This is a genomic window from Alteromonas sp. MB-3u-76 (assembly GCF_002831605.1).
GTDB classification, from domain to species: Bacteria; Pseudomonadota; Gammaproteobacteria; order Enterobacterales; family Alteromonadaceae; genus Alteromonas; species Alteromonas hispanica.
Map to the genome: position 1 here is coordinate 4307771 of NZ_CP025115.1, position 14005 is coordinate 4321775.

Below are 14005 nucleotides of genomic sequence, written 5' to 3' on the forward strand. Positions count from 1 at the left end.
GAAAAGGCCCATCAGGCGAAACTAACAAGCCCCCATTTGTTCACTTACCGTGGGCAGTTGGGACAATGGGGCAACACTTGATATACAAGCTTTAGAAGATGAATAAAAGTAATTTGAGCCGCCCCAAGGGATGGGGCAATCAGGGCTTTGATTGACAAAACAAGTCACTAAACATAATCTTCAAGCCAATATGACCGACGCCTCTGCATTTCTGTACGCGTCGGTTCTCATTTTAGCGTAGCGGTATGCTTCGCAAATGTGTTTCGATTGCTTCAATCATCGACTTGGTAAGTGGTAAATGCGCTTTTTCTTTCGCCCAGATTTCATGAAAGCCTGCCACGGTTTGCTTGGCAGTATCTAACACCAATTTTTCTGGCAGCATGGCTTTAGCCGCCAAGTGTGACAGCTCATCCAGCGTGAAATCACTGAATTTCTTGCTACGACTCACCTTCAGCGATGCACTATCATCGGGGATATAAGGAATGGTCGAGACAAAGTCATAAGCAGGTGCAATCGATGCTGCGCGCTTGTCTTTGTAAATCACAGACCAATTCTTCAGATGCATATCCGCATTGCCAATTAGGGTATTGAACACCAATCGACGCGTAAATTCTGCAATGTCTTCGTCTTGACCTTCGATGCCGATAACCTGAGCAATATTGCGCATACTGGCTTTTTTGTATTTATCTTGAGGATAGACGCCAAACACTTGCGCAAAATCTTCAATATGTACGGCTTGCTCACCTGCACGATCAAAGCGCTTGATCACAAAGGCCTGAGCATTTTTAAATGAGTCACCAAATTTACCAATACCATCTGGGATATTAGCAATCTGGTTAATCGGGAGTAGCTGCGTTTCTGGCACATCCATCCCCAACATACGAGCCAGTTCCATCATCGAATATTCATTTTCTGGCACAGCGTCAAAGCGAGACGATGGCAATTTTACAATCCAAGAACCACCTTGACCGGTTGCAGGAATAGTCAAACCACCGTTTGTCTGTTGTACGGCTGAAAACTTCAACTGTACACCCGCTAATGAAAAACGCATTGGAACATCTATTTTCGTTTCATCGTCAATGTCTTGATGCACATTAGGCGGCAGCGCTTCGCCATCAGCAGGTTCAACCGTGATCGCACCTGCTAAATCTTGTCCTAACACCCACAATAGAAAAAATTCTCGTGCGGGGTTCACTCCGGCACGCTCTGCCAGGTAATGACGCATGGTTTCTTCTGGCAAAAGGTTAGAGAAAAACGGAGTTAACTTGGTTTGGGTCGGTTTAAAATTAGTCAGTAAGCCACCCAGTGCATCTTTAAAACCCAGCCCTAACACAGGCCGTGAGTCGTCATAAATGTACGAATCCATAAAGGCAAAAAGCGTTCTGTCATTGCCCACGTTAGTGATCGTTGCGATGGGCTCACCGTAGAGCAAAACGTTGAGCGTAGAAACATGATTAGTCATCGTCGTCTTCCCCTAACTGATATGCCGGTGACATCTGCTCAGCTTCATCGCTGATACCGTTAATACCTTGACTGCTTCGAATGATCGACTTGATGGCAGGAACTGACTTTTTAGGTGCGACAAATAACTCTAGGTCGAGTACACGGGCAAGTGCAATCAAACTGGAAATTCTTAAATCAACACCGCCAGACTCGATTTTCGAAATATGACTTTGCGGCACACCCGAACGCGCGCTTAACTCTCTTTGGCTAAACCCCTTGCGTACCCGAGCTTCTCGAAGACTTTCTAGTATCTGCTCTGTTACATAGCTCATTTCGATACGCCTTAATGAATCAACTAGGAATAATTATATACAAAAACATATCACCGCAATCCCACGAGCACAAGAATGATTAGCTATTATGTATCACCAAGCGCTTTTTGATATGCAACTATAGATAAATTGTAACGCGCGCGCTCACTTACCGCGGGCAGTTGGGACAATGGGGCAACACCAGATATGCCAAGCTTTATAGGGTGAATAAGAGGAATTTGAACCGCCCCAAGGAATGGGGCAATTGGGGATGCGGTAAAAACTCCTAACCGCATCAAAAATACCAAACTTGCAAAAGTCCCAATATGGGACTAATATCTGTTTATGAGAATTATCGCACTATCAACCTTAAAAACATTTTGGGAAGACAGCCCAGAATACATTGACGCTAAAGAGCCAACTTTAGCGTGGTATAGGCATGCATTAAACGCTGATTGGGGCTCACCGGCGGATGTGAAACAGGACTTCAGAAATGCCAGCATCCTCAAAGATGGGCGTGTCGTGTTTAACATTGCCGGTAATAAGTACCGGTTAGTTGTTTGGATCAATTATGCCTACAAAGTGGTTTACATACGGTTTATCGGCAGCCATGCGCAATACGATAAAATTGATGTGCAAACGATTTGAAGCCAAACGGTAGTAACAAGAGGTAAATATAATGGACATCAGACCTATTAAAACAGATGCCGACTACCGCGCGGCATTAAACGACATCGAAAACCTAATGATGGCGGAGCCTGATACCGTCGAAGGCGAAAAGCTGGACATTTTGGTTACGTTAGTTGAAGCCTACGAAGCAAAGCATTTTCCAATGGATTTGCCAGATCCTGTTGAGGCAATAAAGTTTGAGATGGAGCGCAAAGGATTAACAGTTAAAGATCTTGAACCCATGATAGGTAAAAGCAATCGTGTTTATGAAATCCTAAACCATAAGCGATCACTCACGCTAAAAATGATTTGGAAACTTCATGAAGGGCTAGGTATTCCAGCAGAGTCGCTGATCAAACCGCCGCAAGTTCGCGCGTCATAGTGCTGCACATAAAAATTATGTTGTCATGAATGACGCTCGCTACCCAAACATTTCGGCTATTGATAACAGGCTAGCTGAGCTTGAAAACGAAAAGCAGCAGCTTCTCGCATTGAGAGAAGCTTTGCGTAGCGCTCAAAACGAGCGTTCAGTACAGACATTCACCCCAGAACAGAAAGTCGCCCTATTCAGACAACGATTTCGTGGACGAGAGGATATCTTCGCCAATCGTTGGCAAAACCAACAGGGCCGCAGTGGCTATTCCGTAGCCTGTGATAATGAATGGATAAACGGGGTATGCAACAAACCCCGCATTAAATGCCAAGACTGTTCACACCGAAAGTTTAGCGAACTAAACGAGCACATTATTTACAGGCACCTTGCCGGTCATCAAGTGGTTGGTCTGTATCCACTACTTAAAGATAATTCGTGCTATTTGTTGGCAGCCGATTTTGACAAAGGCTGTTGGCAAGAAGAAGTCAAAGCAATGTCTAAAGCGTGCCAAGCGTTTGATATTCCCCACGCGATAGAAATCTCGCGTTCTGGCAACGGGGCGCACTTATGGATCTTTTTTGAAACCAATATCCCAGCGAACCAAGCTCGGGCACTGGGTTTCGCTTTGCTTGATAAAGCCATGGAAATATTTCCAAATCTTTCGTTTGACTCCTATGACAGGCTATTTCCTAACCAAGATGTCCTTCCTGAAGGCGGTTTTGGTAATCTCATTGCGCTACCACTTCAAAAGGAGGCTCGCCTTTCAGGCCGTAGTTGCTTTGTTGACAGTGACCTGAATGCGATTGACGATCAATGGCGGTACCTTGCTGGGCTTAAAACGCTCACGCAATCGAGTATTGATCAACTCATAACAACCATTTCACCCAATACCCTATTACTATCCGAACAGGGGCTAACAGACAACCGCCCACCTTGGGAAATCACAGCCAAAGCCGCACCAATAAAATTAGAGTCTTTGCCGAAAACCGTGACCATTACCTTGGCCAACCATATCTACTTTTTGATGAGCGAGTTACCTGGGCCACTACTGGCAGGACTAAAGCGATTAGCGAGTTTTTCTAATCCTGTGTTTTTTAAAACACAAGCGTTGCGCTTTTCAACCCATGGCATTCCAAGGTTTATTTCCTGTGCTCGTATTGAAAACGATTACCTAGCACTACCGCGAGGCTGTCTCGATGACGCGATTGCTTTGCTACAAGAGCACAATATTTCGCCACTGTTTGACGATAAGCGTGAAACCGGCAAACCATTATTAAAACTTACCCCTGAGTTCACTTTGCGAAAAAACCAGCGTGACGCAGTGGCCGCAATAACCAAGCATGACTTCGGTATTTTGCATGCGCCGACTGCATTTGGAAAAACGGTTACTGCCATTGGCATGATCGTAAAACGCAAAGTAAATACCCTCATACTGGTTCATAGCCGACAACTGCTTGAACAGTGGCAAGAGCGATTACGCACGCTCCTACCCGACGTAAACATTGGCAGTATAGGCGGGGGTAAAAGAAAGCCGAGTGGCATTATCGACATTGCCACCTACCAAAGCTTGGTTAATAAAAAAGACAACTCCATCACGCCTCTCATCCAAGACTACGGCCACATCATTATTGATGAATGCCACCATCTGTCTGCGCCAAGGTTTGAAATGGTACTCAACGAGGTAAGAGCAAAATATGTATTGGGCCTAACAGCAACGCCAGAGCGACAAGATGGCCATCAAAAGATCATTTTTATGGCAGCAGGGCCCATTCGCTACAAAGTGAAACAAAGCCCTGATGAGCAATTTACTCAAACCGTGATGATTCATCAGCTCTACGATATACCGCCAGCTGAGCTAATAAAAACAGATGAGCGCCCCAAAATAAGCGATGCCTACCGCTGGCTCGTCGATAACCAACAGCGCACTTCAAAAATTGTCTCAGACGCCTCTCAGTGTGTTCAAAATGGGGGACACCCCTTAGTCCTTACTGAGCGTAGAGAGCACGCAGAGTACATATATTTACGACTTACCGAGATGGGTATAAGCACTGTCGTACTCAAAGGCGCCATGAATGCTGCGGAACGCAAGAATGCTGATAATCATCTACAATCGGCTCAAGCCATCGTCGCAACAGGAAAATATGTGGGCGAAGGATTTGACCTACCAAGACTGGATACGTTGTTTTTGGCCATGCCCATCGCATGGAAAGGTACGTTGGCCCAATATGCCGGTCGTATTCATCGTGAATCGGAAGGCAAAACACAAGTCACCATTCACGACTATGTAGACTGCGCCCTCCCTATGCTGCAACGCATGTTTAAAAAACGCGAGAAAAGCTACAAGGCCATGGGGTACGCCCTTGAGTACATTGATGGTAACAGTGACAATCAGCCTTCACTGAAGCTGGAAGACGCCTCTTCATCAAATTCCAAGTCAAATTAGCAAGCCGCTCTTCGTTCAACACTTCCCCATGACTTTACCCCCTTACGCCAAAACCACTATCCGTTTGGCTTTTGGATCGAAACGCCAAACAGAGAAATTAGCCCATTCACTGTTTGGCGTCTCGATTGAAATCCAACGCTACTAAGCCTTGCCATTACTGGCAAAAAGCAAGATTTGGCACTTTTTGCACCATAAACCAACCTCGGCATCAAAGTACAAACCGTTTGATTTTTTAAACCCAGAATGCAAACGATCGTTTGGCGTCTCGATTTTTTTGCACTTGGCGAACACAGCCAAACAGCACCGTATTGGACTATGTATATCAAACAGTTAGCCGCGCACAGGCCATCATAAAAAGCCGATTTGACTGGTTAGTTTGATGGCCATTTCTTTCATCTAATTCACCACCGCGTCTGCACCCGACGACTGAAAATAGACGGCATGACGAACCAACAAGGTGATAAGTGACGTGTTATGGGCAAGTGGTAACGATTGGGATAGAGAATGGATACAGCAGGTGGTCGCTTTACTGGTTGGGGATGGCGCGTTTACCCTCTACCCAGCACTAAGCCAGTACGAGAATGCAGCCGAACGTTTAACCCGCTGGCTGACCTTTCAGTTACCACGCGTTAAACAAGCACGCCTAGGCTGCCCGATTCACCAATGGCTGAATAGCATTGGCGCGCAAGTGATCGTAGAAAAATGGCAGAGCCCCGAGCAATGGCCAAACCTGTATTGGCTACCTTTACCTGAGGTTGAAGGCCACGCGCAAGGCGGGTTAGTTTTGTTACCGGCACATTTGTTACCGACAAATAGGGATGGCACGATTCAAACTAGAATATTGCAAGCAAACGCACCCGCCAACGCCAGTATCTTTTGGTGCATTACGCCTTTATCTAAAACAGGAAAGCGCACTACCTTGCACCCCAAACAGCAAAACCGCGCCTTTTGCCTGCCCAGTTCGCCGGAGCAAATAGGAAAATCATGCAAAGGGTTATTACTGCGTGGTTTAAGAAAAGACAACCGAAAACGAAACAGCAACGTGATCAGCCACCAGATCAACCTAGCGCTACTGCACCATCTTTGTGGACCGGAGAATGATGTTTGGATTACGAACAAATGCTTTGGTAACGAGAACCAAACTCAACAACAAGGCTAAATAGCTTGATATTTGTTATGAAGAAAACCACAATTTCACTCAAGCTCTTTAAAGCTGGTTGAGCCTTTACCTAGTGTTTTGGCTCGTGGCTGCGCCTCAGTCGCCGTTAAGACTGGGGCTTATCTCTTACAAACTACTCGAAATCACAAGCCCCAGAAACGAGTAACCCCTCACAGGGCGCTGATCTAACGGGTAGCGGGAGGGGTGTTGTTGACGCGATTTTAATATCAAAAGCGCCAAATAGCTCGATATCATTTGATGTCGCTTTTTAATTGGCAGTATGTATCAGACTGTTTTAAACACCTGCTTTTTAAAGGTATTCATGGCGAGCTTGTTAAAACGAGCTTCATCTGCACCTACCTGTTCACTGTTACAATAATCACACATTGAATACTGGCTTTCAATTTGGCCTTGTTGCCCCAAATGCTCAACCGTAATCTTTTCAGTATGAAGCATGAGTTGACCCATCTCGCAAATTGAACAGGTTCGAGTATTCATCACATATCCTCCCACTGCATTGGCTAACAGCTAGAAAACGAAAATCACTCTGAATCCCGTGTTGCTACCGACATTCATTTCGGTAGCAACACCCTAAGGCTCACAGCCAAAAAACAAACTCGAACTGTCGGAGTACTGTTTTTAGAATTGACGGGGAAAAGGATCCAGACAAAATAAAAATAAACTATCCGGAATTTCCGAATAGTTACGTTATTTATTAACTATGCAGTTATCCAGCTTTGATCTGTTAACACCTGCTCTGCAATCGCAATTTGCCTTGCAGTAAACATTTGTTTGCGTGCATTCCATGAGTGCACCTTTTGTACAAGTTCTTCGGTGCTTTGTACTTGCTCATGTTTACTTAACCAATGCACCGTTGCCAAGAGCTCTAAGCCTTGTGGAGACTCAAAACCTTCGACTAACTGAGACACTTTCTCAAATCGCGTTCGAGTGTCAGGGTGTTGAGTAAGAAACTCCTGCGCATCTTCTATAGCGCCTGGCACTAGCTGTAACTCTTTTTCAGGTGCATCTCCACCATCGGCATAACCTGAGATAAAGTGCCCTTCAATCGCATTGAGCACATGCCGCAAATTTTGTGCATAAGGGCCATAATGCGCTTTTTCGTATTTTAATCTTAATGGCTCACCTGCTTCTTGCATAAAATACAAAAGCTTATGAACTTCAAGTAACGAAACGGTTGGGTCAAGCAAACCTCTTAGATAGCGTTGCACTAACTCAATTAATACAGCCCTACCAGCCGTCATGTTAGGCACTGCTTTGTGTTTTGCTATTTTATCGTTTTGAGGCGCACCAATAGGCTCGTAGAGAAAAACATCCACATCACGCAAAGGCTGCATTGCCTCTTCAATTTTTTCACGCACAATTGCCCAATCTAAGCCACCTAAGCCAGCACCTAGCGGTGGAATAGCAACAGATTTTATTCCAAGCCGTTGAATATCATCAACCAGCGCCACAAGGCCAGATTCAATATCTTCAATACGACTTGCAGCACGCCAGTGGCGTTTTGTCGGGAAATTAATAATATAACGAGGATTGGCTAATTGACCCGTTTCAAAAATAAACATTCTACCTGGCTGTACGTCTTTGTTTTTACAAGCAAGAGCATAAGCATTGAAATTGTTTGGCCACGCCTTTTTAAATTGTAGCGCTATGCCACGCCCCATCACGCCAACACAATTAACAGTATTAATTATCGCTTCTGCATCAGCGCGTAAAATATCACCATGTGTCATTCTAATCATATCTACGGCCTCCTCAGTAATACCAGTTAGAATTTATTGTTAGTGTGGGCTTAAATGCTGCTGTTCGCAAGATGTTTGCAACTTGCTGATAAATAGCGGGGGATTTTACCACAATAGCTTCTATCAAGTGCCAAGGAAAACTGTGTTCCATCAAAAACTCAGCTTGTTTTCCCTCTTTGCAATTTTGCCATTGCGTTGCAGCAATTGCCTGCCAATCCAGCTCATTCAACTGCGCTAAATCATTTCTATCTTCAAAAAAACGTGAGCCCGCATTCGATAAAGTAAATGCCCAACGGTGACTTTGCTGCCGTGCCCATTGAACACTTGCATTTAAATCGGCTTGTAAATGAATGATTGGCTCTTGCCCGCCTTTATATGCTAACTCCTCACTATCAGCTCTATGAATTACATACAACATGATGGAACGAGGACAAAAATAAAATGGCACACATTGTCCAACAAACAAATCCGGATAACTGCTCAAGGTTAACTCTGTTAAACGGCGCTGCTTGATGGTATTCATTCCTATCGTTGTGCCTATGGCATTTTGTGCAATGATTTGGGCATCACATAACAATCCTTGAGATGCCAAAATAGAAGCGAGCCTGTCTACATGAACAATATGATAAATTTTAGGTTGAGCTGGTACCATATTTACCTTATCAATACTATTAAATGAACAAAGTCATATTTAAAAAACCATACCCACTCATGCCAAAGCCTCTAGGTAAACTGCTTTGGCTTGATTTAAGTACTCTGCTCGTTCTAATTGCTCCATTGTAGTGATTTTTATCGAATGCCTAAATGTACCATTAGGCTGGAAAACAACCGGAGCTTTTAATGAAAAAGGTTTACCCAGTTCAAACAATATATAAGGCTCATCAGAGTCACTTTCATATCCTGTGATGGATAATTCGATTTCTCGTCTCTTTACATATTGAACATCTCTAATTGGCCAGACTAGTCTAATATCGTGGATCACTTGATAATTTGGAATCAAGGCTAAGTATCTAATCTCATTGACAACATGGGATTTAAAATTTAATTCAAATGTCGAAACTGGAAGGTGATAAAAGTGTAATTCCTCATTTTTAAACTTCTCAAAGCAATTTATGAATCTGTCATTATACTTGCCCAATGCCACAGTCATCGTCAAATCAGGGTATAGCACTTGGCGCATGCCGTAATAAGGTATGCGTGCAGCGTCTTGTACGTAGAGCCTTTCCGCCATGCCAGCCACGGGATACATGGCTTCATTGCCTTGCCCAGTTGGTGTATTCGGTGCTGTGCCAATTTGCGCTTGCAAGAACGCTAGCAACCACTGGTGACCGGAATAACGGCTTTTAGTCTGGGTAGGATCAGTTTGACTAGGCTCAGCTTGGCTAGGTAAGAGGGCAAACGCGCCAATACCCACTTCTTCTATCGCGGCTGCGTAGGGGTTGGGGGTTGTGGCTTGATCAAAAAAACCTGGGTATAAAGCAAACGCACCAAAAACTGGGCGGCTTTTTTTAGGAGATTGGCCAGCGTTTCCACTTGATGGCGATTTAGAATCGTGAGGTTCTGATAAACGAATCAAAGCATCCCGATAACGGTGCATTTGGTTGATGGCATCGTCTGGTACGTAATCCTTACTTTCGATATCTTCATTGCTGTCATCAAAGCGGTTTTTCTCGGTTTTAATACGGTACTTGGCATCAAATAGCCAAATAAACTGCTTTTCTTCTGATGAGTCTGCTTTCGTTAAATCAGCGCCTTTAGGTAGTGTCACTTCCAACACAATATCCGGCTCTTGGTTAACCAAGTACGAGCGGATTGATTGACCCTTTTTGGTAAATTTCGGCTCGTGTGCCAGCCGAGCGGTCACACCATCGCTGCGTTTAAAACGAAAGGCACCGGCAAACCCATCTTTTAGTTGGTACTCAAAAAAGTCATTCTGGGCGAGCTTAGTCGCACTGTTTTCCACCAATTCAAAGCCAAGGTCTTGCTCTAAAATCTGTTTCAAACACAAAAAGCACCACACTTCGTAAATCTCAGCCACTGATTTCATAGAAATGCTCGACTGATTGCCAAACACATCTAAATAAAATTTCAGCTCCTGCCAAATGCGATACACCGCGCTGTAACCGGTTTTTTGCTGTAGAACTAACGACTCACGGCTTAACCCTGTGTATGCCCCCACCTCTTTTAAAAAACTCTGACCTAACACTTTTTGCAGCGGTTGTTGCCAACTATGCAGCTCATTTAAAAATGAATCTGACAACCGTTGCCGTTCTGGTGCTTGGTTACTCTGCCTAAGCTTTTGTTCAAACTCCGCTAATTGCCGCTTACTTTTACTCACCGCCATTTTAATAAAACGGTTTTCTGGGGTATCGACACTCAGTTGCTTTTTTTCGACTGCATAGCGCTTATCGTACTGGCCATTGGCAAAGTCTTGCTTAACTTTCTCGGCTAACTTATGTGGCAGGCGGCCTTTTAACTTGGCCGCTTTGATATTGGCAACCGTCGGTTGCAAGCGGCTATGCGGTGCGGCACAAATCACTTTTAAGCCTTGCTCAAAACGCTCCCGTAACGCGGCAAAATTAGCCAACCACATAAGAGGAAAATGCCCGCGTTGCTGGCTAGTCGCTGCATCTTGCTCGGTTTTTTCGACCAAACTAAAGCGCCAAAGGGGGTAGACTTTGTCGATGGCTGGAGTCATCATGATATTTAACCTACAGCTAACTTCGCCGCTTGTTGCCACATAAAGTGGGGCATAGGCTCTTTTAACTGCCAAGTAATGCTCATCGGTTGTGAACCTGTATGCGATACGTAGTCTACTTCACCATAATTCACAAAACCCATGGTTCGGCCGTATTCATCTTTGCTTTGCTCACGCACAAATAAAAACAGACGCTTACCCATTTTTTGGTGTTGGATGTACTCCAAACCACGGCCTTTATCAGGTCTTGCACTGTTTTGCGACTGCCAGTGGAACAGGTGTTCGTTGATCGCGTAATCGTGGTACATAGTGGTTGGCGAAAACTGCTTTTCATTTTTGTCCAAGGTGACAAACATCAGTTCAATATTTTGATCTTTCAGCACAAACACACCTTCCCGAGCCGGTGGTTGGCGCTCAAACGTAGTCGCGCCAAATGCCACCAATATTTGTTCACGCGCATAACGTGCATGCAGCCTCAGTGAAACCTCAGGCAAAGCCTGCATTGTTGGTTGCTCATGCTTGGTTTGTGCGAGTTGCCAGTTAACAACATCCAATAACTCTGCTTTTAACTCGCAAGCATTCAGTTTCGCTAAGCTTTGAACAATTGAATCGAATCCGCATTCAGGCCCCGTTTTCTGCCAAAAATCGTAATGACACATCAAAGCATAACGATGGCTCGAATCTTCTATTGCAAAGCTGTTATGGCAAAGCTGTTTTAAGAAGCTCAAATAAGCATGATCATCACAGGTCAAAATTCGGTTATGAATGGCCTTTCTAAGCATTTTCAGCAGATCTTCATCAACTGAATTTTCGTTGATCTCATCCTTAGCTTGCTGAACCAGCTGCGACCAACTCCCTCGCTTATAAAGCTCATTCAAGTCGATGTGAGGATTTAAGGTTAAGAAATTCGACAATGTTAACGGCAGTGTGGAATGCTGAGGATATTGGCGGATCATTGCGACTAAGCGCTTCAACGTTAATGAAGCTTGACGAATATTGCTGAGCACCATTTCTTGAGTGCGCTTACTCAACTCAATGCGACAACCCAGCGGTGCGTGGGGGAACCCTTGCTTTATTTCTTCGCTGATCGCTCGATGACTTTTACCGACTAAGGCTCTAAATTTATTGGCAAAGTCATACTCTGGGCGGGAATTACCAACAAAATCGAGTACTGTGCAGCACTCTTTACCGTCCGATAAACGCAAACCTCGGCCAAGCTGTTGTAAGAAAATGGTGAGGCTTTCTGTCGGTCGTAAAAACAATAACGTATCGACTTCGGGAATATCGACACCTTCATTAAAGATATCGACCACGCAAAGCACGTTAATGCTGCCAGAACGAATCGCTTGCTGCTTTTGTTGCCGCTCGTGGCTGTTATCACTGGTCAACACATCCGCTTTAACACCTTTTAATAAGAGTTGCTCTGTCATGTACAGTGCATGTTCTTTGCTGACACAAAAGGCCAATGCTTTCATTTTGCCTATATCAGTGATGATCTCCTGGATACTCAGCAAAATCTTATTGAAACGAACTTGGTTGTGGGTGTAAAGATGAGTCAGCTGAGCGATATCGTATCGCCCACGACTCCAAGGAATGGTTCGAAGGTCGGTATCATCATCAATTCCAAAATACTGAAATGGGCAAAGATGGCGACGGTTAATGGCTTCCGGTAAACGAATTTCAGCGGCAATCACACCACTAAAATCCGCTAAAATATCCCCACCATCATGGCGCTCTGGTGTGGCGGTAAGGCCGAGTAATATCGCAGGGGAAAAATGCTCCAGCACTGCGCGATAACTAGTCGCAGCAATATGATGCACCTCATCAATGACAATGTAATCATAATAGTCAGCAGTTAGGTTAAGCTGGTCCAGCTGATTGTTCAGAGTTTGAATAGAAACAAACAGTTGCCGATAGTGCTCCGGTGTATGTCCGCCCACCCAAAGTTCACCAAACGTACCATTACGCAATACCCCACGATACGCCGCTCTGGCTTGTTTTAAGATTTCTTCTCGGTGAGCGACAAACAGGAACTTAGCCTGCGGCTTGGCTTTGATAAAGCGCGCAAAATCAAAGGCCGAAATCAGGGTTTTCCCCGTGCCGGTAGCCGCAACGACTAAATTACGAAAGCGCTGGTGAACACTACGCTCAACGGCCAGCTGTTCCAAAATGTCACTTTGATGAGGAAACGGAGAGATATCAAAGAAGTGCGTCGGGCTGGCCTCAAAATCTCCGCGCTGCTGACTCAAGGCTTTTTTGAGTTTTTCACTGCTTGTTGCATCGCCACTAAAGTGTTCAAAATCATTAGAAACCCAATAGGTTTCAAAGGTGCTCAATGATTTATTGATAATGTGTGGGATTTCTTGTGAAGTGATTTTTAAATTCCACTCTAAGCCATTGGTTAGCGCTGAATGGGAAAGATTGGAAGAGCCGATATAACCAGTGTGATAACCCGTGTTGCGTAAAAATAAGTAGCTCTTGGCATGTAAACGTTCACGCTCAGTGTTGTAACTCAGCTTCACCTCGGTATTCGGTAAACTCGCCAGATACTCAACCGCTTTGGCATCCGTTGCTCCCATGTATGAGGTGGTGATGATTTTTAGCTCGCGACCACTTGAGGTAAATTCTTCTAGCTCTTTGCGAAAAATGCGGATCCCTGCCCACTTAATAAATGACACTAACCAGTAAATTTTATCCGCAGACAGAATCTCTCGCTTCAATTCAGATTCAAGCGACAACCCCGCATTACTGCCACAAAACAACTCGCTTTGGCTTAAGCCTGTTAACGGAAAAATGTCGTTAATATAATTTTTTAAATCGGCTGAGACAGGATTTTCGAGCTCATAGAGCGCGGTCAGAATTTTACCTTGACTGGCAAGCAAATTGTCTTCGATAAAATCGTTATCTTGAATTTGTGTTTTTAGCCAGAGTAACAATTGATTGGATAAAGCAATTTGCTGTTGCAGACGATCATCACTTGAGGGGACGGACTCAATCGCGTACTCAAGTATGTGTGATAGGAAACGAGATAACCATGTTGATGCTTCACTGCTATTAAGCTCACGTTCGCCGACATAGAATCGCTCTCGGTCAATACGACTCTCGATAAGCTGCGTTATAAGCTGCTCATAAATTCCGACTTGTTGCAT

12 protein-coding genes are annotated in these 14005 nt (G+C 44.5%); 4 read left to right on the forward strand and 8 right to left on the reverse strand.

Translation table 11 applies throughout. From position 1 onward, the window contains the following. Nucleotides 1-232 precede the first annotated feature (232 nt). From CW735_RS19185 to CW735_RS19195, 3 genes are all read right to left on the reverse strand, one after another. A complete protein-coding gene (locus tag CW735_RS19185; RefSeq protein ID WP_100973113.1) occupies nt 233-1462 on the reverse strand; it encodes a type II toxin-antitoxin system HipA family toxin in 1230 nt (409 codons plus the stop codon). Further along, on the reverse strand, nt 1455-1775 hold the full coding sequence (locus CW735_RS19190) for a helix-turn-helix domain-containing protein (RefSeq protein ID WP_100973114.1): 321 nt from the start codon (nt 1773-1775) through the stop codon (nt 1455-1457). Before CW735_RS19190 ends, CW735_RS19185 begins: the two co-directional genes overlap by 8 nt. Nucleotides 1776-1861: 86 nt before the next feature. Further along, the gene (locus CW735_RS19195; RefSeq protein WP_100973115.1) at nt 1862-2050 is read right to left on the reverse strand and encodes a hypothetical protein; all 189 of its coding nucleotides are present in this window, start codon (nt 2048-2050) and stop codon (nt 1862-1864) included. Nucleotides 2051-2099: 49 nt separating this feature from the next. Between CW735_RS19195 and CW735_RS19200 the strand changes: the two genes are divergently transcribed. The 4 genes from CW735_RS19200 (at nt 2100) to CW735_RS19215 (ending at nt 6398) form a co-directional block, all read left to right on the forward strand. Next, nucleotides 2100-2402, forward strand: coding sequence for a type II toxin-antitoxin system HigB family toxin (locus CW735_RS19200; protein ID WP_001926661.1), 303 nt, complete (start codon nt 2100-2102; stop codon nt 2400-2402). Nucleotides 2403-2433: 31 nt separating this feature from the next. Further along, a complete protein-coding gene (locus tag CW735_RS19205) occupies nt 2434-2805 on the forward strand; it encodes a helix-turn-helix domain-containing protein (RefSeq protein ID WP_000354815.1) in 372 nt (123 codons plus the stop codon). Between the two features lie 25 nt (nt 2806-2830). Beyond that, entirely contained in the window at nt 2831-5239 is a 2409-nt protein-coding gene (locus tag CW735_RS19210; protein WP_100973116.1) for a TOTE conflict system archaeo-eukaryotic primase domain-containing protein, read from the forward strand. Nucleotides 5240-5708: 469 nt separating this feature from the next. Then, on the forward strand, nt 5709-6398 hold the full coding sequence (locus CW735_RS19215) for a hypothetical protein (RefSeq protein WP_100973117.1): 690 nt from the start codon (nt 5709-5711) through the stop codon (nt 6396-6398). A gap of 285 nt (nt 6399-6683) precedes the next feature. Here the strand turns inward: CW735_RS19215 and CW735_RS19220 are convergent, their stop codons facing one another. The 5 genes from CW735_RS19220 to CW735_RS19240 form a co-directional block, all read right to left on the reverse strand. Next, nucleotides 6684-6896 (reverse strand): hypothetical protein, encoded by a 213-nt coding sequence (locus CW735_RS19220; protein WP_198520985.1) that lies wholly within the window; start codon nt 6894-6896, stop codon nt 6684-6686. Between the two features lie 221 nt (nt 6897-7117). Next, nucleotides 7118-8158, reverse strand: coding sequence for a type II toxin-antitoxin system antitoxin DNA ADP-ribosyl glycohydrolase DarG (gene darG, locus CW735_RS19225; RefSeq protein WP_100973118.1), 1041 nt, complete (start codon nt 8156-8158; stop codon nt 7118-7120). Nucleotides 8159-8171: 13 nt separating this feature from the next. Beyond that, nucleotides 8172-8810: a type II toxin-antitoxin system toxin DNA ADP-ribosyl transferase DarT gene (gene darT / locus CW735_RS19230; RefSeq protein WP_100973119.1), complete on the reverse strand. Its 639-nt coding sequence runs from the start codon at nt 8808-8810 to the stop codon at nt 8172-8174. A 57-nt stretch (nt 8811-8867) separates the two neighbouring features. Further along, nucleotides 8868-10859: a DUF2357 domain-containing protein gene (locus tag CW735_RS19235; RefSeq protein WP_232368329.1), complete on the reverse strand. Its 1992-nt coding sequence runs from the start codon at nt 10857-10859 to the stop codon at nt 8868-8870. A 5-nt stretch (nt 10860-10864) separates the two neighbouring features. After that, nucleotides 10865-14005 (reverse strand): DUF3427 domain-containing protein, encoded by a 3141-nt coding sequence (locus CW735_RS19240; RefSeq protein ID WP_100973120.1) that lies wholly within the window; start codon nt 14003-14005, stop codon nt 10865-10867.

What these genes read in the sequence shown, in the direction of transcription:
- CW735_RS19185 (WP_100973113.1), bottom strand. Translation starts at nt 1,462, where the DNA reads ATGACTAATCATGTTTCTACGCTCAACGTTTTGCTCTACGGTGAGCCC.
- CW735_RS19190 (WP_100973114.1), bottom strand. Translation starts at nt 1,775, where the DNA reads ATGAGCTATGTAACAGAGCAGATACTAGAAAGTCTTCGAGAAGCTCGG.
- CW735_RS19220 (WP_198520985.1), bottom strand. Translation starts at nt 6,896, where the DNA reads ATGAATACTCGAACCTGTTCAATTTGCGAGATGGGTCAACTCATGCTT.
- CW735_RS19195 (WP_100973115.1), bottom strand. Translation starts at nt 2,050, where the DNA reads ATGCGGTTAGGAGTTTTTACCGCATCCCCAATTGCCCCATTCCTTGGG.
- CW735_RS19240 (WP_100973120.1), bottom strand. Translation starts at nt 14,005, where the DNA reads ATGCAACAAGTCGGAATTTATGAGCAGCTTATAACGCAGCTTATCGAG.
- darT (WP_100973119.1), bottom strand. Translation starts at nt 8,810, where the DNA reads ATGGTACCAGCTCAACCTAAAATTTATCATATTGTTCATGTAGACAGG.
- CW735_RS19205 (WP_000354815.1), top strand. Translation starts at nt 2,434, where the DNA reads ATGGACATCAGACCTATTAAAACAGATGCCGACTACCGCGCGGCATTA.
- darG (WP_100973118.1), bottom strand. Translation starts at nt 8,158, where the DNA reads ATGATTAGAATGACACATGGTGATATTTTACGCGCTGATGCAGAAGCG.
- CW735_RS19210 (WP_100973116.1), top strand. Translation starts at nt 2,831, where the DNA reads ATGAATGACGCTCGCTACCCAAACATTTCGGCTATTGATAACAGGCTA.
- CW735_RS19200 (WP_001926661.1), top strand. Translation starts at nt 2,100, where the DNA reads ATGAGAATTATCGCACTATCAACCTTAAAAACATTTTGGGAAGACAGC.
- CW735_RS19235 (WP_232368329.1), bottom strand. Translation starts at nt 10,859, where the DNA reads ATGATGACTCCAGCCATCGACAAAGTCTACCCCCTTTGGCGCTTTAGT.